This is a genomic window from Paenibacillus sp. Marseille-Q9583 (assembly GCF_976954365.1).
This window is the reverse complement of sequence record NZ_CDRJTB010000037.1, coordinates 39267-61626: the sequence shown is the minus strand read 5'-3', so window position 1 is coordinate 61626 and position 22360 is coordinate 39267. Positions and strand designations below refer to the sequence as shown.

22 protein-coding genes are annotated in these 22360 nt (G+C 45.8%); all 22 read right to left on the bottom strand.

The window, feature by feature from the left end:
* Positions 1 to 132: 132 nt before the first annotated feature.
* The 22 genes from lysS to ACWNM1_RS17575 all read right to left on the bottom strand — a co-directional run bounded on the left by lysS (position 133) and on the right by ACWNM1_RS17575 (position 22299).
* Positions 133 to 1653 (bottom strand): lysine--tRNA ligase, encoded by a 1521-nt coding sequence (gene lysS / locus ACWNM1_RS17680; protein WP_449601941.1) that lies wholly within the window; start codon positions 1651 to 1653, stop codon positions 133 to 135.
* A 156-nt stretch (positions 1654 to 1809) separates the two neighbouring features.
* Positions 1810 to 2289, bottom strand: coding sequence for a transcription elongation factor GreA (greA, locus tag ACWNM1_RS17675; protein WP_042183910.1), 480 nt, complete (start codon positions 2287 to 2289; stop codon positions 1810 to 1812).
* Between the two features lie 201 nt (positions 2290 to 2490).
* Complete coding sequence (gene dusB / locus ACWNM1_RS17670; protein ID WP_449601940.1) at positions 2491 to 3507, bottom strand: tRNA dihydrouridine synthase DusB; 1017 nt, start codon at positions 3505 to 3507, stop codon at positions 2491 to 2493.
* A gap of 40 nt (positions 3508 to 3547) precedes the next feature.
* Positions 3548 to 3742 carry a helix-turn-helix domain-containing protein gene (locus ACWNM1_RS17665; RefSeq protein WP_234540301.1) on the bottom strand — a complete coding sequence of 65 codons (195 nt, stop codon included), beginning with the start codon at positions 3740 to 3742 and terminating at the stop codon, positions 3548 to 3550.
* The gene (gene folK / locus ACWNM1_RS17660) at positions 3709 to 4260 is read right to left on the bottom strand and encodes a 2-amino-4-hydroxy-6-hydroxymethyldihydropteridine diphosphokinase (protein WP_076286864.1); all 552 of its coding nucleotides are present in this window, start codon (positions 4258 to 4260) and stop codon (positions 3709 to 3711) included. Before folK ends, ACWNM1_RS17665 begins: the two co-directional genes overlap by 34 nt.
* Positions 4261 to 4271: 11 nt before the next feature.
* Positions 4272 to 4634, bottom strand: a complete 363-nt coding sequence (folB, locus tag ACWNM1_RS17655) for a dihydroneopterin aldolase (protein WP_042183904.1) — start codon at positions 4632 to 4634, stop codon at positions 4272 to 4274.
* 30 nt (positions 4635 to 4664) lie between these two features.
* Positions 4665 to 5522 (bottom strand): dihydropteroate synthase, encoded by an 858-nt coding sequence (folP, locus tag ACWNM1_RS17650; RefSeq protein ID WP_449601937.1) that lies wholly within the window; start codon positions 5520 to 5522, stop codon positions 4665 to 4667.
* Complete coding sequence (locus tag ACWNM1_RS17645; RefSeq protein WP_449601936.1) at positions 5519 to 6400, bottom strand: aminotransferase class IV; 882 nt, start codon at positions 6398 to 6400, stop codon at positions 5519 to 5521. Before ACWNM1_RS17645 ends, folP begins: the two co-directional genes overlap by 4 nt.
* Complete coding sequence (gene pabA, locus ACWNM1_RS17640; RefSeq protein WP_449601934.1) at positions 6397 to 6978, bottom strand: aminodeoxychorismate/anthranilate synthase component II; 582 nt, start codon at positions 6976 to 6978, stop codon at positions 6397 to 6399. The genes ACWNM1_RS17645 and pabA overlap by 4 nt, the downstream gene beginning before the upstream one ends.
* Positions 6975 to 8582, bottom strand: a complete 1608-nt coding sequence (locus ACWNM1_RS17635; RefSeq protein ID WP_449601932.1) for an anthranilate synthase component I family protein — start codon at positions 8580 to 8582, stop codon at positions 6975 to 6977. Before ACWNM1_RS17635 ends, pabA begins: the two co-directional genes overlap by 4 nt.
* A gap of 333 nt (positions 8583 to 8915) precedes the next feature.
* On the bottom strand, positions 8916 to 9854 hold the full coding sequence (cysK, locus tag ACWNM1_RS17630; RefSeq protein WP_042123166.1) for a cysteine synthase A: 939 nt from the start codon (positions 9852 to 9854) through the stop codon (positions 8916 to 8918).
* 174 nt (positions 9855 to 10028) lie between these two features.
* Entirely contained in the window at positions 10029 to 10973 is a 945-nt protein-coding gene (locus ACWNM1_RS17625) for a peptidylprolyl isomerase (RefSeq protein ID WP_449601929.1), read from the bottom strand.
* Positions 10974 to 10981: 8 nt separating this feature from the next.
* On the bottom strand, positions 10982 to 11866 hold the full coding sequence (gene hslO, locus ACWNM1_RS17620) for an Hsp33 family molecular chaperone HslO (RefSeq protein WP_449601928.1): 885 nt from the start codon (positions 11864 to 11866) through the stop codon (positions 10982 to 10984).
* Between the two features lie 47 nt (positions 11867 to 11913).
* On the bottom strand, positions 11914 to 12681 hold the full coding sequence (locus ACWNM1_RS17615) for a type III pantothenate kinase (RefSeq protein WP_042183892.1): 768 nt from the start codon (positions 12679 to 12681) through the stop codon (positions 11914 to 11916).
* On the bottom strand, positions 12678 to 13553 hold the full coding sequence (gene nadC, locus ACWNM1_RS17610) for a carboxylating nicotinate-nucleotide diphosphorylase (RefSeq protein ID WP_449601926.1): 876 nt from the start codon (positions 13551 to 13553) through the stop codon (positions 12678 to 12680). Before nadC ends, ACWNM1_RS17615 begins: the two co-directional genes overlap by 4 nt.
* Positions 13543 to 15159, bottom strand: a complete 1617-nt coding sequence (gene nadB / locus ACWNM1_RS17605) for an L-aspartate oxidase (protein WP_449601924.1) — start codon at positions 15157 to 15159, stop codon at positions 13543 to 13545. Before nadB ends, nadC begins: the two co-directional genes overlap by 11 nt.
* A gap of 39 nt (positions 15160 to 15198) precedes the next feature.
* The gene (gene nadA / locus ACWNM1_RS17600; RefSeq protein ID WP_449601923.1) at positions 15199 to 16137 is read right to left on the bottom strand and encodes a quinolinate synthase NadA; all 939 of its coding nucleotides are present in this window, start codon (positions 16135 to 16137) and stop codon (positions 15199 to 15201) included.
* 258 nt (positions 16138 to 16395) lie between these two features.
* Complete coding sequence (gene ftsH, locus ACWNM1_RS17595) at positions 16396 to 18450, bottom strand: ATP-dependent zinc metalloprotease FtsH (protein ID WP_149643860.1); 2055 nt, start codon at positions 18448 to 18450, stop codon at positions 16396 to 16398.
* Positions 18451 to 18559: 109 nt separating this feature from the next.
* The gene (hpt, locus tag ACWNM1_RS17590) at positions 18560 to 19099 is read right to left on the bottom strand and encodes a hypoxanthine phosphoribosyltransferase (protein ID WP_042183870.1); all 540 of its coding nucleotides are present in this window, start codon (positions 19097 to 19099) and stop codon (positions 18560 to 18562) included.
* A gap of 46 nt (positions 19100 to 19145) precedes the next feature.
* Entirely contained in the window at positions 19146 to 20588 is a 1443-nt protein-coding gene (gene tilS, locus ACWNM1_RS17585) for a tRNA lysidine(34) synthetase TilS (RefSeq protein ID WP_449601921.1), read from the bottom strand.
* A 36-nt stretch (positions 20589 to 20624) separates the two neighbouring features.
* On the bottom strand, positions 20625 to 21563 hold the full coding sequence (locus ACWNM1_RS17580; protein ID WP_449601919.1) for a serine/threonine protein kinase: 939 nt from the start codon (positions 21561 to 21563) through the stop codon (positions 20625 to 20627).
* Complete coding sequence (locus ACWNM1_RS17575) at positions 21553 to 22299, bottom strand: vWA domain-containing protein (RefSeq protein WP_042183866.1); 747 nt, start codon at positions 22297 to 22299, stop codon at positions 21553 to 21555. Before ACWNM1_RS17575 ends, ACWNM1_RS17580 begins: the two co-directional genes overlap by 11 nt.
* Positions 22300 to 22360 lie beyond the last annotated feature (61 nt).

Below are 22360 nucleotides of genomic sequence, written 5' to 3'. Positions count from 1 at the left end.
CACTTTTTTTCAAACAAATTAGTATTATGCTATATATCCTCATAACGATACCAGAATCTTTACCTTCTGATCAACAGTGGCCAAGGAGAACCGCCGCTAGACAGCTCCCCTGTGCTCATTGTTGTATAAATACTATTCGTTTGTACGGTTACGCATATGCGGGAACAGCAGTACATCACGAATAGATGCAGAATTGGTAAGCAACATGATCAAACGGTCTACACCGATTCCCAGTCCACCTGTAGGAGGCATACCATATTCCAAAGCACGGATGAAGTCATCGTCCATTTCATGAGCTTCGTCATTACCTTGCTCTTTCTCCTGGATTTGAGCTTCAAAGCGTTGACGCTGGTCGATCGGATCATTCAATTCACTAAATGCATTCGCATGCTCACGACCCACAATAAACAATTCAAAACGATCGGTGAAGCGTGGATCCTCATCGTTTTTCTTCGCCAGTGGTGAGATTTCAACCGGATGTCCCATTACAAAGGTAGGCTGAATCAGAGTTTCCTCTACAAATTGCTCGAAGAAAGCATTAAGGATATGACCGAAAGACATGTGCTTCTCTACAGGTACACGGTGCTCTTTTGCCAGAGCCTGTGCTTCCTCATCTGTCATTTGAACACTGAAATCAACACCGGTTACCTCTTTAACGGCATCAACCATAGTTACACGACGCCATCCTGGTGACAGATCTACCGGCTTACCCTGATAGTCGACCTGTTGAGTTCCTAATACCTCTTGGGCAATATGAGCGATCATATTCTCCGTAAGGTTCATGATGTCCTTGTAATCAGCATAAGCTTCATACAGCTCAATCATAGTAAACTCAGGATTGTGACGAGTGGAAATTCCTTCATTACGGTATACACGACCGATTTCGTATACTTTTTCTAGTCCACCAACAATAAGACGTTTCAAATGAAGCTCAATAGCAATACGCATATAAAGCTGCATTTCAAGCGTGTTGTGGTAAGTAATGAACGGACGCGCTGCAGCTCCACCGGCAATCGCATGAAGTGTAGGTGTCTCAACTTCAAGATAGCCAAGTGAATCCAAATAACGACGCATAGATTGAATGATTCTTGAACGAGCGATAAAGGTCTGTTGAACTTCTGGATTAATAATCAAATCAACATAGCGCTGACGGTAGCGCAGCTCTACATCTTTAAGACCATGATATTTCTCAGGAAGTGGCAACAAGGACTTGGACAAGACTTCGAGATTATGCACTTTGATAGAGGTCTCACCTGTTTTGGTTTTGAATACTGTTCCGCGAACGCCGATGATGTCTCCTAGATCGAGAACATTGAACGCTGCGTATTGCGTTTCAGGAATGCTGTCTTGACGAACATAAAGCTGAATTCTTCCACTGAGATCTTGGATATGCGCAAAACTGGCTTTACCCATAACACGTTTTGCCATAATGCGACCCGCTATGCTGACTTCAACAGATAGCTCGTCCAATTCTTCTTTAGAAAGTCCATCATACTTCGATACTAGGTCGCCAGCGTTAGCTGTACGCTCATACTTTTTGCCGAAAGGATCGATACCAAGTCCTCTTAGCTCGTCCAATTTGGCACGGCGGATTTGCAAAAGCTCACTAAGTTCGTTCTCTGCATTCTCCACATTATTCATTTCCTCGGTCATGCTATTCATCCCCTTGCAGATATAAATCCCTTATATTTTGAAAAAAAGCTTCCCTAAGGAAGCTTTCCCAAACAATGTTCCCTTATCTGCCTGCATACAAGAAAACTACTTATACATTCGGCAGCACATCTATTTACAGACTATAAGATCTGTACACTACTTCATTCTGATATCGAGAATTTTATATTGAATAACGCCTGCAGGTGTATTAACGTCAACAATCGTGCCTATTTTCTTGCCGATGATGGCTTTGCCTACTGGACTTTCGTTGGAGATCTTATTATTCAGTGGATCGGACTCCGCTGTACCTACGATCGTGTATTCCATAGTGTCACCATATTCCAAGTCTTCAACACTTACAGTAACACCGATACTTACCACATCAGTAACGATCTCGTCGCTATTAATGATGCGCGCGTTGCGAAGCATCTTCTCCAAGGTGATAACGCGTCCTTCGATAAAAGCCTGCTCATTCTTCGCGTCTTCATACTCCGAGTTCTCACTGATATCTCCGTAGCCAATCGCTACCTTAATCCGTTCAGCAACCTCGCGGCGTTTCACAGATTTGAGGAATTCCAGCTCATCTTCCAGACGCTTTAGCCCGTCCGGCGTAAGGATGACTTCTTTATCGCTCATCTCAACCGATTCTCCTGTCGTATACATTTATTGAAAACACCATACTATATGCTAATCTAGGAGGATAAGAACCCTCCCTGCTGCATTGCTCTTACTGTAACGGCGATTTTATACTGTGAAATTATATTGGAACCGCTACAAAATGTCAATGACACCACATATAAAGTGGGATGTGTTCAAAAAGCGTAAGGAAAACAACGTTTATACTGCGGAAGCAGACATTTCATTACCCTTATTCTCTTCTTCATACTTTAGCTGAACGACAAAATCATTCAAAATCTTCACCATTCCATCACGTTCTGTCTCTAACATGAGCACATCCTTCACTCGTGCAGCAGACTTCAGGCCTTTTAAATACCAAGCCATATGCTTACGCATCTCCCGAACGGCTACTGCTTCTCCCTTAAGTGCAACCAGCCGATCCATATGAAGAATGGCAACCTTAATCTTCTCATCCAATCCAGGTTCAGGCATCAGTTCCCCGGTGCTTAAATACTGAATCGTACGGTACAGCATCCATGGGTTACCTAGCGCCCCACGCCCGATCATCACGCCATCACAACCGGTCTGATCAAGCATAGCCCGAGCATCTTCAGGTGTATTCACATCACCATTGCCGATAACCGGAATGGAGACCGCTTCTTTTGCCATCTTGATATAATTCCAATCCGCACGCCCCGTATAGAGTTGCTCCCGTGTTCGTCCATGTACACTGACAGCCTTGCCACCGGCACGTTCTACTGCACGTGCATTATCTTCGACAAAAATATGCTCGCTATCCCAGCCAATCCGCATTTTCACGGTTACGGGTTTATCAACAACATCGACAACCGCAGAGACCATTTCATAGATTTTGTCGGGATTCAAAAGCCAGCGGGCTCCCGCATCACATTTAGTTACTTTAGGCACTGGGCATCCCATATTGATATCGATAATATCAGCATTGGTTTCTTTATCAACCACTTTAGCTGCTTGCACCAGTGATTCCCTATCCCCGCCAAAAATCTGCAAACTAAGCGGTTTCTCCCGTTCATCTACAAACAGCATTTCGCGAGTACGCGTATTCCCGTGAATAATAGCCTTGTCGCTCACCATTTCCGCACAGACTAAACCTGTACCAAACTCTTTAGCGATTAGACGAAAGGCCGGATTGCATACCCCAGCCATAGGTGCCAGAACAACTTGATTTTTCATCTCAATGTCGCCAATCTTCAGCATTCGTATCACTTCCATTATTCCTATTTGAATGGCTTAAAAATTATGAGTCAGGGTTTACCAATTCTTCGGTTGTAACCCCTAGGACATTCGCAATTTTATCTAAAATTTGATCTTCCAAACGTCTATTACCCCTCTCGACTGCACCAAGCACAGCCAAGGAAATCCCAGTGAGATCCGCAAGTTCCTGTTGAGTATAACCTTTTAGCTTGCGGAATGCCCTGACCCTCCGTCCCATACGCTTGTTGTCCACAACCGAATTCCTTCCTTCCCGTCTATGTCTTGAAGCGCTGCTGTAATCAACTTGCGGAGTCCGGAAGACTGTTCATTCTGTGGAACGATATCACTGAGCGGAAGCATTACAAATGCACGCTCAAACATACGCGGATGCGGTAACGTTAAATGCGGAGTATCAAGTGTCTGGCCCTCTACCCACAATAAATCTAGATCTACCGTTCTCGGTCCATAGCGAATATCCCGGATACGACCCAGCTGCGTTTCGATCCCCAGCATTACTTCCAGCAAGGTCTCTGGCGCAAGCGTCGTGCGCAAAGCTGCTGCCATATTAAGAAACTGCGGCTGATCTAAATAACCTACTGGCTCTGTCTCGTAGACTTTGGAGCAGCGAACTACCGATATTTCATCATGATTATTCAGTCTGTTCAAAGCCTCCGACAGCGTGCCCTCACGGTCGCCCAAATTAGCCCCTAAAGCAATATAAGCCTCTGATTCTTCAGAGGTGGAATGTATATTCATGGACTTTGTTCTCACTTTCTAGTTCTGCGCAGCTCCACAGTCACTCCCTGAAAATGAATGTCGAATGGCGGATGCGGTTTAGTTACCTTTACCGTTACTGCATTGATAACAGTATAAGTGTCCAGTACGGAGGATGCAATATATTCTGCCAGAGCCTCAATTAACTTAAAGGACTTTATTTCGACAATGTTTTTGACCAGTTCATGCACTTCAGCGTAGTTTACGGTTTGGTTCAAATCATCGTTCTGACCCGCCCCCTGTAGATCGAGTTCCAGCTCCAAATCAATGTAAAAACGTTGGCCCAGCTTACGCTCTTCTTCAAACACACCATGATATCCGTAATATTCCATTCGATGCAGTGTCATTTTATCCATCTTTAAACCCGCCCTTTTTATAAAATATCTTTATTCACGCACCAATGGAGGTGCAGCATACAACATCGCATCACACATCTTGACCGTTCGTTTTATTAGGGACACATCATGCACTCGTACGATCTGGCAGCCCTGAGCAATGCCAAAGGCTACTGTAGCTGCGGTACCTTCCACAACATCATCAGCGGGCAAATCAAGTACGGTCCGGATGAATTTTTTGCGTGAAGTCGCCAGTAACAGTGGATAACCAAACTCAGTCAACCCGTCCAAAAGCATCATCGCCTGCAAATTTTCATTAAAATCCTTCGCAAAGCCGATTCCTGGATCCAAGATGATATTGGCTGGGTTCACTCCTGCGGCTAAAGCAAGATCAATACTTTCCTTAAGATCGGCCGACATATCCGCACTTAGATTCGTATAATCACGGTCCTGCCGGTTATGCATCAAAATAATGGGACAGTCTGCAGCAGCTGCCACTGCCGCCATTTCCGGATCAGCCTTACAGCCCCATATATCATTAATGATATGGGCACCAGCAGCAATAGCTTGGCGTGCCACTTCAGCTTTGTAGGTATCTATAGATAACGGAATATGCGGTGCCGCTCGATGAATACTTTCGATGACAGGCAATACACGAGCTAATTCCTCTTCAAGCCCGACTGGTTTATGACCAGGACGGGTAGATTCTCCACCAATATCTATAATATCAGCACCATCTGCGGCCATTTGTAGCGCATGTTCTACTGCTATGTCCGGATCATCCCAAAGTCCTCCATCTGAAAAAGAATCCGGGGTTACATTCAGGATGCCCATAATCAGCGTTCGATTTCCCAATTCCAAATCAGTATTTCCACAGCGGTATGTCCGCTTGAATATGGCTGGTCTCATTTCGATATTCCCGTCCTTTCTCTATAGAATGAAATCAAATCCGAAGTCATTCTGCCGCAAAGGCCATCGCCTACGGTAAATTTCTTATCTTTTTCCCAAAGCGTTGTGACCGGGACAATTTCTTGTACGGAATTAGTAAGAAATACTTCGTCGGCTATTTTTAACTGCTCCCAATGATAAGCGCCCTCTTCTACCCTAATTCCAGCACTACGAGCCAGTTCCATTACCATTTCCCGGGTAATTCCCGGTAGAATCCCAGTTGAGATATCTGGAGTTTGGAGAATATTGTTTTTTATAAAAAAGATGTTGCTGACAATACCCTCTGCTATGATCTCTTGTGCAGTCAACATCAGTCCTTCAGCACCATTCACCGCCGAAGCATAGCCCCTAAGCTCACGCTTGGCCAAAATATTATTCATATAATGCAGAGACTTGAATCGCACTGCTCCCTCCGGAGTGTTACGCCGTAAGGACAACAGTTGCAGATCTTTGCCTTCTCTATATATCTTTTCGGATACTTTCGGCAGCGCTTTGATGTACAGCAAATGATTGGGTTCGCAATAGTCGCCCGCAGGTAATCCAAGAATATCCTCACCAGCGGTCACGGTATAGCGTATATAAGCTTCTTTTAATTCATTTTTGTCCATAACACGCTGGATCCACTCCTGCAGCTGTTCAACATCCTGCGCAAATGGAATACCAAGCTCCTTGCACCCCTCTGCCATACGCTTCAAATGACGCTCCAGCAGAAAAGATACTCCCCCATACGTCCGAAAGGTCTCGAATAATCCTATGCCGTATAAAAAACCGTGATCCAGGGCGGAAACCACGGCTTGTCTTGCATCTATGACACCATTGTTAAATCCTATATATTTCATGCCGTTTCTCCGGCTCTCCGTTTCAAGAAATTACGTAGCATCGTATGACCATGATCCGTAATAATCGATTCCGGATGGAATTGCACACCTTCGATAGGGTATTCTTTATGGCGCAGCGCCATAATCTCCCCTTCTTCGGTCTCCGCTGTAATCTCCAGACAATCCGGCAGACTCTCGCGCTCTACAATCAAAGAATGATATCTTGTTGCCGTAAAAGGAGACTCCAGACCTTCAAAAACCGACGTGCTATTATGATGAATCGGGGATGTCTTTCCATGCATCAAACGCTCTGCACGAATAACATTTCCACCAAACGCTTGGCCTATCGCCTGATGCCCAAGGCATACGCCGAAGATCGGAATAATACCTTTGAAATGATGTAACAATTCCAAACTGATCCCCGCTTCATTAGGTGTACATGGTCCTGGAGAAATTAAAATATGATCGGGAGCCATTTTTTCAATCTCTTCAATGGTAATTTCATCGTTGCGGTGTACTTTAACCTCTTCCCCAAGTTCACCCAAATACTGTACGAGGTTATACGTAAAGGAATCATAATTATCGATGACCAAGATCACAGTGTTTCTCCCCCTTCGGCGCCGCTGGTAGTTTGGGATTCCTGCTGTAACTCACTACAGAGTACTGCCTTCACTACCGCTTTGGCTTTATTATGGCATTCACGGTATTCACGATATGGATCAGAGTCGATCACGATGCCCGCACCTGTCTGAATATATCCGACCCCATCCTTTACAGCCAGTGTTCTAATAATAATATTTAATTCCATATTTCCGTTATAGTCAATAAAGCCCATGGATCCTGTATACGGCCCACGCCGAACCGGCTCCAGCTCTTCAATGATTTCCATTGTTCTTACTTTGGGCGCGCCTGTAATCGTTCCCCCTGGGAACAATGCTGCGATTACAGCATAAGCATCCTTATCCGGTGCGACCTGGCCCTCTACCTGCGAAACGAGATGCATCACATGAGAGTAGCGCTCCACCGTCATCAGCTCAGGCACGCTGACGGATCCATACGCAGCGACACGCCCGATGTCGTTGCGCTCCAGATCGACAAGCATAATATGCTCGGCGATCTCTTTTTCGCTCCCGCGAAGCTCCGCCTCCATGGCGGCATCCTCCGCGGGAGTCAGGCCTCGGCGCCGGGTGCCGGCGATTGGCCTTGCGCTCACTTTGTCCCCATGCAGCTTGACGAGCAGCTCCGGTGAAGCGCTGGATAGCGCGAAGCCGGGCGACCGCAAGAGCCCCATGTACGGGGACGGATTGAGCTCCCGCAGCCATTCGTAAACATCCTCCGGCGAGGATTTCAGCTGCGCCTCCTGGCGCAGCGAGAGGTTCACTTGAAATACATCGCCTTGGCGGATGTATTCCTGAACGTCCAGCACGGCCTGCTGGAACTTCTCAGGCGAGAAGGCCGAGGTCATACCCGGCCACTCCCCTGAGGAATCTGTGAGAGCCTCAATGCTACCTTTGACCTCTTCGTTCAATCCCGAGGCAGTGGATACCAACTGCCACTGCTCTACCATTCGCCCAGCCTGTTCTATAGCACCGAGATAAAGGTTCTGCAAATCCTCCATCCCACATTCTGCTGGAACCGGGACGTGAACAGCACAATAAAGCACATGCTCTTCGTGATCATAAATCCATACCTCATCCATCCTCATAAAGAGATAATCAGGAATACCGGGATCATCTTGTGCGAGAGACGGTAAACGCTCCAATGAGCGAACCACATCGTACCCTAGAAATCCAATACATCCACCGGTAAATGGAGGAATGCCCTGAACGTTTAGACTTGGCGAGGTGAAGCCTGACATCCATTGCTGTAGCAGCTCTAGCGGCTGACCTAGCAGCGTTGTTGTCTCATGTGAACCCTCATCGGCTGTATGACCCAATGATTCGGGAGAAAGGCTAAACACCTCAGCGCCTTCTCCCTTGCCCTTTAATATGGATACAGGATTTAAACCTAAGTACGTATAGCGGCCACCCTTGCCACTCTCCAACACTACGGAGTATTCGGAAGCTAGTTCCCAGGCCTTCTTCCAGGATGCGGGCAATTCCCCCGAGCACTTGGGTGATTTTATAATCAAGGGGAACATGCTCCAGTCTTCAGCTGCCCATTGTTCCCACTCATGCCATGTCGTTATGATTTCCAAAGCCATCCTCCTAAAAGTTTTATGAAGCCATTACTTCGTAGACATCACTTCGCAATAAAACTTACTTCGTAAGCATTTGCTTAGTTTTAATCATCAGTAGTATATTGCCTGTCAGTATACTGTACTTAAGGCATTATTGAAAAGCCCCCAGCTATAGGAAATTATTATGGCTTTTAAGTCTTCAGTAAAAACCATAGCATTTTTCAAAAATAATAAATTACCACGTCTAGGCCGTCATATATCCATGTAGCCTTTTGCCCATATAATCAACGAAAAGAGTCTCCATCACCACCAGAAAAGTGGTATGAAGACTCTTTTAAATTACGTTATTGCAAACAATTACGCTTCGAAATTGTAAAGTGGTGTACTCAGGTAACGTTCACCATTACTTGGGATGATGACAACTACCTTCTTGCCAGGACCGAGGTCTTTAGCAACCTTAAGTGCTGCAAATACTGCTGCACCGGAAGAAATGCCAGACAAGACGCCTTCTTCTTTAGCTACACGGCGTGCAGTTTCGAATGCTTCATCGTTCTCAACATGGATGATCTCATCATAAATGTCCTGGTTCAGGATTTCAGGAATGAAGTTTGCTCCGATACCCTGAATTTTGTGAGGGCCTGGTTTGCCTCCTGCCAAGATTGGAGAAGCAGCAGGTTCCACAGCATAGATCTTCACGTCAGGATATTTGCTCTTCAGCACTTCACCTGCACCCGTGATCGTTCCACCTGTTCCGATACCTGCAATAAAAGCATCCAGTGGGCCTCCGATGGACTCAATAGCTTCAACAATTTCAGGTCCAGTGGTCTCACGGTGGATCTTCACGTTCGCTTTATTCTTGAATTGCTCCGATGGGAAATAGCTTGGGTTCTCTTTCAGAATTTCTTCCGCTTTCTTAACCGCACCATTCATGCCTTCCGATCCTGGAGTCAGAACCAATTCTGCTCCGTATGCACGAAGTAGATTACGACGTTCCAAGCTCATGGTTTCCGGCATTACGATAACTGCCTTATAACCTTTAGCCGCAGCCACAAGTGCCAAGCCAATACCAGTGTTACCACTAGTTGCTTCTACAATTGTACCTCCAGGCTTCAGTAGACCTTCACGTTCAGCTTCTTCAACGATGCTGATTGCGATACGGTCTTTTACGCTTGATCCCGGATTCTGATATTCCAATTTCAAATAAATATCTGCGGAGCCTTCCTGTGCCAGACGATTCAAACGAACGAGCGGAGTACCTCCGATCAATTCTGTTACGTTGTTAACGACTTTAGCCATGAGCAAAAACCTCCTTAGAATGATAAATGCGATATAAGAACGTAAATTGTGACTTTACTCTTCTGTATGTGTGTGCCTATTATGCAATAATAACTGCTATAAAGGGGTGTAGATATTGGACCACCGTTAGTTATTTCCGACTAAAACGGTAGGTTTTACGTTAATATCATATTATCAATCTTGCAGGCTGTTGTCAATATTTATTGCCACATCATATTTCGTGCGCAAATCACTCTCCACTTGCTGTAGAGGGGGTGCTTGCTCCAACGCCAGCTCTTGACGTATCAGCGTCCGAATTTCCTTTTGATCCGGAATATTTTGTGTGTGAATACTCTCTAGTCGAATGATAGCGAAGTCGTCCTCCGCCTGAATCGGCCCCGCTATATCACCCTCATCCAAACTAGCAGCGGTCTTAAGCAGTCCCTCAGGCCAAAAAGGATCGTCTTCCTCTACTTTGCCCAAACGGCCTCCTTGCTGCCGACTCTCTGCATCAATGGAAACTTCCCTAGCTAAATCAGCAAAATTCTCGCCCTGCTCCAAGCGATCCATTACTTGCTCGCCTTCGTCATAAGATGAAACCTTAATCATGGAGAGTTCCAATTCCCTTTTGGGAGTGAAACGCTCCTTGTTTTGGTCTAAATAAGTATCGATATCAGCTTCCTTAATCGTAATACCATCAGTGGCTATTGCTTGTAAGGTCAGACGATAAGCCGTTTCTGCGAACACTTCCTGACGAGATAACCCCAGCTGAGACTGCATTTGTGCATAATACTGTTCTTCCGATCCGTATCCAACCATAGTTCGTGCAAGTTCTTGCTCAACCTCATCGTCGGTCACGGTAATCCCCAGAGCCTTTGCTTCCATCTCCACAACAATATGATTGATCATTCCAACCAGCACTTCGTGGCCATGCTTTTTTTTGAGCTCATCCATCCACTGCTTATCTGTTATCCGTTGTCCGCCTGCAGTCGCTGCATCCGGTGTTTCGTTTTCTGTTGTATCCCCTTTTAGAAGAGCCATGGCACGTAAGCTCCAGAACAATAGGCCCCCGAGCATTAAAGTTGCAACAGCCAGAATAACAACCGTATTGCGAAGTGCACGTTCCTGTCTCGTCATCATCCCATACCCTACGATTTCGCTTGTTCTAAAATGACCTGTAATTCGTCCTTATTAAAAACATAAGCCTCGTTGCAAAAATGACATACAACTTCAGCCTGCTCATCTTCTGCAATTAATCTCTCCAATTCATCTTGCCCTAAGCTAACCAATGTCTGCTCTACCCGCTCACGCGAACATTGACAAGCAAAGTTAATATCCAGTTCATCCATAACTACGGCATCCGGCAAAAGAAAACGCAGCATTTCTTCTGGCTCTAGACCCTGATCAAGAAGTGTTGTCACGGAAGGCATAGCCCCTAGAGCTTTTTCGATCTCCGTAATCTCCACATCCGTCAGTCCTGGAAGAAGCTGCACGATAAACCCTCCGGCTACAATCACTGACTCATCGGTATCCACTAATACACCTAAGCCAACTGCAGCTGGGGTTTGTTCAGAAACAGCGAAATAATAAGTGAAATCTTCCGCAAGTTCTCCAGAGATGATAGGAATACTACCTCGATAAGGTTCCTTCAAACCTAAATCCTTTATAATATCAATGAACCCTTCAGTTCCTACGGCTCCAGCAACATCCAATTTGCCCATACTATTACTAGGTAAGTGAATGTGAGGATGGTGTACATAACCGCACACTTCTCCCAACGCATTGGACTCCGCAACGATTTGCCCGATCGGTCCATCCCCTTTGACCATGATACATAGCTTCTCTCTTCCTTTGAGCATAGCGCCCATCATGGCTGCAGCGGTAACTGTACGTCCAAGTGCGGCTGTAGCCGTTGGATACGTATCATGTCTGCGCCGCAATTCCTCGACCAATTCTGTTGTGCGGACAGCAAACGCTCTCACTTTACCATTCATAGCCGTTCCACGGATAAGTCGATCCTTCTTTTTTTCCATTGGGTGCATAGCCCTCCTATCTCTTCGCCCTTTAGGCTTCTTTATCTTTATTGGTTACGGTCATAAATAATTCGTAATCCTTCTAGTGTTAACATAGGATTTACTTCGTCGATACAATCCGTCTCCCCCGCAATTAGCGAAGCGAGGCCTCCAGTAGAAATAACCTTCAGTTCCGGAGCGTTCATCTCGATTTTGATACGCTTTACAATCCCCTCCACTTGGCCTGCATACCCAAAAATAATACCAGCCTGCATAGCGTGAACTGTATTACGTCCGATAACCTTTTTAGGCTTCTCCAACTCAATTCGTGGCAGTTTCGACGCCCGCTGGTATAAGGCCTCTGTAGAAATAACAAGACCCGGAACAATCGCTCCTCCAAGATAATTAGCCCCTGCATCGATACAGTCGAAGGTCGTAGCCGTACCAAAATCAACAACAACAAGCGGACATTTATATTGTTCAATCGCAGCCACAGCATTCACAATCCGGTCTGCGCCAATCTCACGCGGATTCTCATAGCGAAGATTAAGTCCCGTTTTTATCCCTGGTCCTACGAGTAACGGATCTTTGCCTATATACTTTATACACATATCAACGATAGTCTTAACCAGAGGTGGAACTACCGAGGATATAATTACACCTTCCACATCTTTAACAGAGATCCCTGACATCTGAAAAAGATTGTGTATCAGCACTCCATATTCGTCCACGGTGGATTGGCGCGCAGTACTTAGCCGAAAATGATGCAACAATTCGCGCTTTCTGTATACACCGAGAACAATATTGGTATTACCGACATCGACAGCAAGCATCATGATGAGGACCCTTCCTTCTTGGCGTTAAGGTCTAGACTAATATCCAGACTGGAGAAGGAGTACGTAAGGCGTCCTACAGAAATCACATCCACACCTGTTTCTGCGATCCCACGAACCGTTTCTAACGATACATTGCCGGAGGCCTCTGTCTTGACATGTGGAGCTTTAGCTTTAATCCTAGCCACCGCTTGCTTCATCATCTCGTTAGGCATATTATCAAGCATAATAATATCAGCACCTGCTGCCAGCGCCTCTTCGACTTGCTCTAAGTTCTCAGTCTCTACTTCAATGCTCATCGTATGTGGAATGTTCTTCCGCGCACGACCTACTGCCTGCCTAATACCGCCTGCACCTTTGATATGATTGTCCTTGATCATAACCGCATCATATAAACCAAAGCGATGATTAAAGCCTCCACCAACACGAACTGCATATTTTTCCAGCATACGATGTCCTGGTGTAGTCTTACGTGTATCTACTAGACGAGTCGGTAATCCATCGAGCACCTGTACGAAAGATGACGTACGTGATGCTACACCGGAAAGACGCTGCATCAAGTTGAGTGCAAGCCGTTCACCCGTAAGAATTGCATGTGTGCTTCCCTCTACCTCAATAATTACAGTCCCTTTTGTCACTGCTTGACCTTCTTCTACAAGGGCTGTAAAGCTAAGCGTAGGATCAACAATTTCAAAAACCAACTCTGCAATCGGGATACCACAAATTACGCCATCTTCTTTAGCATGAATAATCCCTTTAGATTCATGGCCAACAGGTATTGTCATTTGTGTTGTTATATCACCGGAACCAACATCTTCCCGCAGCCAAGCCTTAATGGATTGTACTAGTTCTTCATTGTAACCATTAAACATCATCGCTTAATTCCTCCACTATTCCCAGATCGCGAATTTGAAGCAGGTGCTTGCGCCACTGATCATCACTTCGCTGCGGGTAATCCTCACGGTAATGTGCCCCGCGACTCTCTCCCCGTGCTAGAGCAGACTCTGTCACGAGCAAACAGCAGGTCAGCATATTAGCGAACTCGTATTCCTCGCGTTTAGTCAATACGGATCCAAAGATGGGTAGCTGCCGTTTCAATTCTTCTATTCCCTTAGACAAGGTCTCTTCATTACGTCGTAATCCCGCATATCGAACCATTACCTTTTGTAGCTTCAAACGGCGTTCCACAATAGCTTGAGTTGGCGAATCAACACGCCCTTCGTTGCTATTAACTGATGTAACATCACGTCCCAGCGGAGATAATTGGCGAATCCGCTCAATAATACGATGTCCAAAAACAACTGCTTCCGATAATGAATTACTTGCTAATCGATTAGCCCCATGTACGCCTGTGGAAGAAACCTCCCCGCAAGCAAACAAGCGAGGAATCGTACTCTCCCCATTCAGATCGGTCTTAATGCCCCCCATCATATAATGCGCAGCTGGAGCCACTGGAATCCAATCACTTGTAATATCCAGTCCATAGCCCATACAGGTCTCATGTATTGTAGGGAAACGATGCTTCACCATTTCTGGGGATTCATGCGTAATATCCAAATAGACAAACGTTGACTTTGTAAGCTCCATTTCACTTACAATAGCCCGAGCTACAATATCACGTGGGGCTAGCTCAAGCAACTCATGATATCGTTCCATGAATCGCTCTCCATTAATATTGCGCAATACTGCTCCTTCCCCACGAACTGCTTCGGAGATTAGGAATCTAGGAGCTCCAGGGTAACTCAATGCTGTAGGATGAAACTGAATAAATTCCATATCTCGTATATGAGCCCCGGCACGATAAGCAATGGCTACCCCGTCGCCTGTAGCTACTTCAGGGTTGGTAGTGTATCTAAATAATTGTCCTGCTCCACCAGAGCACAAAATAGTCGCATCCCCTTGCAGGAATAACCGTCCGCCGCCGGGACGCTGCAACAATGCGCCTACACATTCTCCACCTTCAGTGATCAGATCAATGACATAATGATCATCCCACACCTCAATATTCTCATGTTCAGCTACCTGTTCAGCCAAGGCACGAACAATCTCATAACCTGTAGCATCTCCATTAGCATGCAAAATACGACGGTGACTATGCGCTCCTTCCTGCGTCAAAGCCAGTACCCCATCTTCCTTATCAAAAAGAGTACCTAAACGAATTAGCTCATGAACTCTATCTGGTCCTTCATTAACAAGTGCATCGACAGCTGTGGATGAGCAAAGACCTGCTCCCGCCATTAATGTATCCTGCCGGTGGTAAGCAGGGGAATCGTCCTCAGCTATTACAGCTGCGATCCCCCCCTGTGCATAGCGAGTATTACTCTCCATTACTGATTTCTTTGTGATCATAATGACACGCCGATCTTCACTAGCTTTAATAGCCGTGAACAATCCGGCAATCCCTGAACCGATAACAATACAATCTGTCTTTACTTTAGGAATATCCCGAAGATCAAAATCAACCAAATATTGTGGAATCATGACCGCGTTTCACCTGTTTCAACGAAAGAGTAGCGCATACTACCGGACTTGTAGCATGCGCTCTAGGGAAGTTCTGGCTTTGTCGGCGACAGCAGGCGGTACATAGATTTGTGGCTTCATTGTCTCCAGGCATTTCACCAGTTTTTTTAGATTGTTAACTTTCATATTAGGACAAACAAGAAATTTTGTAGCAAAATGGAATTCTTTATCCGGACTATCTTTACGAAGCTGATATCCTGTACCATCCTCAGTTCCAACAATAAATTGCTTACGGTCAGATTTCCGGCAATACTCGAGAATGGATGTAGTACTACCTACATAATCACCCATGGCCACTACTTCCGGACGACATTCTGGATGAACTACAAATTCTGCTTCTGGGTATTTCGCTCTCATTTCTACTACATCTTTAACAGTCAACATATCATGAGTGTTGCAATAGCCTTCCCAGATAATCAGTTTTTTGCCGGTCTGATCTTGTACGTATTGACCAAGATTCTTATCGGGTACCCAGATAATTTCTTCAGCATCGAGGGATTCGATTACTTTCACGGCATTGGCAGAGGTACAACAGATATCAGTTTCCGCTTTAATCTCTGCAGACGAGTTGATATAAGTCACCACTTTAGCATTTGGATGTTGCGCTTTAAGCTTACGCAAACCGTCTACATTGACCATATCAGCCATTGGGCAGCCTGCACGTTCATCAGGAATAAGGACGGTTTTGTTTGGAGCCAGAATTTTAGCACTTTCCCCCATGAAATGAACACCGCAGAATACAATAACCTCTGCATCAGTGTCTGCAGCCTTCTGAGCGAGTAAAAAAGAGTCTCCCCGGAAATCGGCAACCTCCTGAATTTCATCACGTTGATAATAATGAGCTAAAATGATTGCGTTTCTTTCCTTCTTAAGCTGTTCAAGACGTATACGAAGTTCTCGATTCTGTTCCTGCTTACGCTCAAGTGCCAGAGCTTCCACCGATTGTTCTCCCCCTTAAATCTTCGCGGCTTTACGCCGGTGCGATGTTATCAAATGGCATGAGCCATCATCCGAAAAAATGAATAAGCTGATGTTAATAGTAAGTAATATTAATCACTAATGTACACAACGTTCCAGCCCCTGTCAATGTGACTAGACAGGCTTCCAAGCATGAATTTACCTAAAAATTAAAATAAAAAATCCGGAGAGCAATTACGCTCTCCGGATTAATTTACATCTTATGAATAGTGATCCTGCTTAGGTAAGGCTAGTTCCGCCGCCTTTATTGTCATCATCAGATCCGTCATTACCCTCAGATTCAGGTTTGTTCGGGATTTCCTTTGATAGGTTCGGAGGCGTGGAATCAGTATCTTCAGACTTGCCTTGAATGCGGACACGCACATCACCGATATTATCAATGACAGGTTCGCCAACTTCAAGCGCAACGCCTTCGCCACCCTCAGCCTTACCATCTTCAGAAAGGAATCCTTGTTCAATCAGCTCTTTAATCTGATCAAGCTCAAGTGTTTCCTTCTCAAGTAATGTATTGGCAATCAGGTGCATTTCTTTAGAGTGTTTGAGCAACAGTTCTTTACAACGTTCGTAGCTCGAAGTAATAAAGTTCTGCATTTCTTGATCAATCTCATATGCAATGGAATCACTATAATTCTGTTCATGCCCAATATCACGACCCAAGAATACTTGGCCTTGAGAAGAACCGAACTGCATAGGTCCAAGCTTATCGCTCATACCGTACTCCATGATCATGGCACGCACGATGCGCGTAGCCTGTTGGAAGTCACTGTATGCGCCCGTACCGATCTCACCAATAAACAATTCTTCAGCAACACGTCCACCAAGTAATCCAGTAACCTTATCCAAAAGCTCCTGCTTGGTAACGATCATCCGATCTTCCTTCGGAAGCATAATCACATATCCGCCGGCACGTCCACGTGGGATAATTGTAACTTTATGCACCATATCAGCATGCTCAAGGAAATAACCAGCTATAGTATGGCCTGCTTCATGGTAAGCAACAATGCGTTTCTCACGGTCACTGATAACCCGACTACGTTTCTCAGTACCCACGATAACACGGTCAATGGCTTCATCCACTTCAATCATGGAAATATCTTTGCGGTTACGACGTGCAGCTAGCAATGCTGCTTCATTTAGCAGATTCTCTAGATCAGCACCCGTGAATCCAGTTGTACGTTTAGCGACAACATCCAGTCTTACATCTTTCGTAAGCGGCTTGTTACGGGCATGAACCTTAAGTACAGCTTCACGGCCTTTTACGTCAGGGCGGTCAACCGTAATTTGACGGTCAAAACGTCCTGGACGAAGTAATGCAGGATCAAGTATATCAGCGCGGTTAGTTGCCGCAACAATAATAATGCCTTCGTTACCACCGAATCCATCCATCTCAACCAGCAATTGGTTAAGTGTCTGCTCGCGCTCGTCATGTCCGCCGCCGAGTCCGGCGCCGCGTTGACGACCCACAGCATCAATTTCATCAATGAAGATAATACATGGCGCGTTCTTCTTAGCGTTCTCGAACAAATCACGTACCCGAGAAGCACCAACACCCACGAACATTTCTACAAAATCGGAACCGGAAATACTGAAGAAAGGAACACCGGCTTCACCTGCTACTGCACGTGCAAGCAATGTTTTACCTGTTCCCGGAGGGCCTACAAGCAGTACGCCTTTAGGGATACGTGCACCGACAGCTGCAAATTTGCGCGGATCTTTCAGGAACTCTACGACTTCGACAAGCTCTTGCTTCTCTTCGTCTGCCCCTGCAACATCCTCGAAGCTGATTTTCTTCTTCTCTTCATTATATAACCGAGCCTTGCTCTTGCCGAAATTCATGACTTTACCGCCGCCACCTTGCGCCTGGTTAAACAGGAAGAAGAACAAGATGAACATAATGACTAGCGGGATAATAGAAGAAAGGAATGTCAGCCAAATGCTGGTACCTTCCATTTTCTTCTGAGTTAATTCAATCCCATTAACATCACTGGCTTGAATCAGTTCATTAATAGCAGCATCTGTTGGAGGAATATATGTGGAGAAGCTTTTCGATTTAGTATCGGCAGGCAACTCTCTATATTCGCCTGTAACCAAAAAGGCATTACCCTCAAACTGAACCGTCAAATCCTTCACATTGTTGCTCTTAATCTCCTGCCGTAACTCGTCGTATCTAGGGAAATCGGCGGCTTCATTTCCATTGCTCACAAACTGGACAATACCCACCACGACTAAAAATAAAATCAAATAAAAACCAGAATTCCGGATGAACCGATTCATCCCCTACCTCCTCTCGCAACACTCAAGTTATTGTACCATAGCCTCTTGGGACACCTCAAATAAAGGAAGCCAAGGGTGCCCGATCCGTATGATCAAGGCAATCAATAGTTCAATTGGAATAAATCTCAGGCTTCAGTACTCCAACATATGGGAGGTTCCGATACCGCTCGGCATAATCCAATCCGTAGCCTACTACAAATTCGTCTGGCAACACGAAGCCTGTATAGCTGGCTTCCAGATTAACCGTACGACCTGAGGGCTTATCAAACAAGGTAACCACATTGATAGAAGCAGCATTGCGGTTGCGGAGTAGCTCAATCAAATAGCTGAGCGTAAGGCCACTGTCAATAATATCTTCAACGATCAAGATATCGCGGCCTTCTACCGATACATCTAAATCCTTAATAATTTTGACAACACCAGAGGACTTGGTGGATGCTCCATAGCTAGATACTGCCATGAAATCCATCTCAACAGGTACTGTAATGGCTTTAACCAGATCTGCCATAAATATAAACGCGCCTTTTAGTACACAAATGACTAAAGGGGTACGTCCTGCGTATTCTTCGCTCAGTGTTCGACCGAGCTCCTTAATTTTTTGCTGAAGTTCCTCTTCGGTGATCAAGACTTCTTGAATATCATTTTGCAACTTGCGAAACCTCCTAAGTTATACTATGAAAGACTTACATCGACCATTACGTTTCTTCACGGTCATCCAGCTCTGCTAGAGACAATAGAAGTACCGAGGTCGTTTGCCGCCCTACTGCGGCATGCATCGAGCGTCTTACGCCCGGAATCCAGACGATATTGCCCAAACCATCACAAACGAGGGGGATCATTGAGCGTTCAGCAGCAGGTATTTTATCATCAATATAAATATCTTTTACCTTTTTGCTTCCGTTTAATCCCATGACTCTTATGGTATCTCCAGGCAATCGGGAACGAATCGTTAGTGGAAAGACCAGTTCATCACGGTCAAACCAAGCCGACATCTTCCCATAATCCTCCCCCTGTACAAAAAAATTTTCTCTCTCCAGCACCGCCATCGACATCACCTTACCTATTTCCTCCAGCTTAAGCTCGGAATCCGGTAAAAACAGACGATATGTATAGCTTGCCTGTTGCTGCGCGGGCTTGGACGAGAACAAGATGATATCATATTGCCGCACACAAGTCAGGCCTCCACCTAAATCCAAACTCCAGGTGGTGGGATAGCTCTGCAGCGTTCCCCGACGTACAGATTCAATCTTGGAGAAATCAAGGGCAGATAGATCCGCCGACAGATAATTTAATATTAGTTTAATCAAACGCCGTTGTAAAGCGGAGGGTATGGCCGCAAATGAAGCTCTGTTAAAGGTATATTTCCCTTCCCCTTCTGAAACCAGCTCCTCAAAGCATTTTACCGCAGATGCCTCCATATATTCATCCTCAGCTCCTGCAATTTCCGCAAGCTGCACAAGTGACTGTCTCACTCTGCCGTTATACCTTTCCAGAAAAGGAAGAACTTCCAATCGAACAGCATTACGCTTGTATTTCGTCAACAGATTAGTTGCATCCTCGGCATAGGTGAAACCTTCATTCTGACATAACCCAAGAAGAGCCGTTTTGTTAATACGTAGGAATGGACGAATGAGTTCCACCTTTTTTTCTGTTCTTTTCCACTTGATACCGGACAGCCCCGATAAACCGCTTCCGCGCAATAGACGCATAATCACCGTTTCTGCCTGATCATCCGCATGATGAGCCAGAGCAACGGAGCGCGCCCCATAACGGTGTGCGGTATCAATCAGAAATTCATATCGCTTCTCGCGTGCTGTCCCCTCAGGGCCGAGTCCACTCTCTTTAGCCAAAGAGGGAATATCGAATTCTGCCAACTCAAAGGGCAGTCCCAATTGTTCAGCCATACCACGTACTAGCTCTACCTCTTCCTTAGACTCCGCTCTAAATCCGTGATTCACATGAGCGCATATTAAGGTAAGTGGCATAACGTTTAAAGCTATTTCATGCAAAACATGCAAAAGAGCCACAGAATCCGGGCCGCCGGAAACTGCGACTACAATGGTGTCATGGGGCGCCCACAGCTCGTGCTCGGCTGCTGACTCCAATACTGACTCCACCAGTCCATTCATTTGCTCCATATGCGGCCCCCCTTCTCTCAAACTATATGTATAAGTTCAAAACCGAAATACCCAATAAATTGTAAAGGCAAGCACAAACAAGGATAACCCAAAAGCATTTTTGAGCCAGCGAGGTGTGTCCATACTATCAGGACGCTTTCTACGCGAATTGTAAATATGGTTTCGCCAGAGCTCTGTAGCATCTGCGGAACCGGAGAAACCTCCTTTTAACGCCAAACAAATCCAAGAGGATAGTTTCTTGTCGGGTAGATTTCTAGCCAGCTTAAACAGCTCATCTACACTTCTTGTCTGCGGCAGCTGTAGCGCAGCTTTCTTGAGCCCCTCTTCATTCAAAAGACGGAGGCACAGTACAGCAAAAGCGAATAGATCATAACCCTCATCACTCGTGCGGCTGCCTGCATTCCAAAAGCCACGGTCATGCCATTCGGTAAACTGCTTCACACTGCGACCAATAGGACTTGTGCCCCCAAAGTCGATCAGCTCCACTTCGCCGTACTTTGATACCATGACGTTCTCCGGCTTCAAATCCCCAAACACAAAACCGCATTCATGCAGTGTGCGCAGCTTATCAAGCAGACCAAGTCCTACCAGGCCTAACCAGTCGGGACCGTTTTTCGATAAAAAATGATGCAGAGGTTTGCCTTCAACATACCTCATTACATAGAAGGGGACATTATCCCCATTCGCAAAATCATCCGCTTCCAAAAAATAAGAAGACAATGGATTCTCACGACGAGCACGATGCTCATTCCGCTTTCGCCGTGATTGCAGCGAGGTTAGTACATTGATCTCCGATTGAAGTTCAAGTGTATCGTATCCGATTTTTAGCGCGTACCTTTCCCGTCTGCCTTCTCTTTGCACAAGATATACGGTTCCGTTCGCGCCCCTTCCCAGCATCCGCTCAACGACATAACGGTTACCCCGCCATTTGCCGTTAATTAAGGTACCAGTAGGATAGGACGGATTAGACGACATACCCACCAATCATCCCTTCTCTTTCGTCGTGGTCATCACTTAGTCGGCGTCCACGATGTTCATCCAGTGTATCATAACGATAATGTTCAAGCACCTTGAAAATAGCTGGACCCGTCGGTGTCGCGCCTCTCATGTGTAATTTAGAGAATAACGTACGAATACCTGACATGTCATGGGTCCAATCTAGATCAAGCTTGGCATCTTCGCTGCTGTTATTTCCAGGATAATGGAACACAGCAATCTCACTCTTACCTTCCCGTGCTTCCAAACTGAGCGCCAAATCGCGGATAGCATCTTCCACAGCACCCAATTTAGGTTTCATACTAGCACTGGCATCGATAAGAAGTGCAATGCGCAGCGGTGTTGTTTCTGTCAGTTCATCTACAACTGTAACAACCTGTGAACGTTGAACAGGAGGCAACTGATCCAGTGAGCCATCGCCTAGTATCTTTTTTACCTCTTTATTAACCGCCTGCTGGATCGTCTGAACCACGGTCTTGCGTGTCATCATCTGAATCGTCTGCGCCAGTTGTGGCGTTCCGACTATTCGGCTAAGGCCTCCCCCGGCCTTGGCAATGTCGGCAATCTCCCGGCTTCCGAGTTCGCCGATCGTACCATAATCAACTACACCAACCACATTTACGGTGATTCCCTCCTGCAGGGCATGCGCCGCTGCCAACACCGGACTTTCTCCTACATTCGAACAACCGTCAGTAATGAGCATAATTTGCTTCATAACCCTCAACTCCCCCTTTGTTTGAACCTCTGTTTCTAGCATATCCAGAAATGAGAGATTT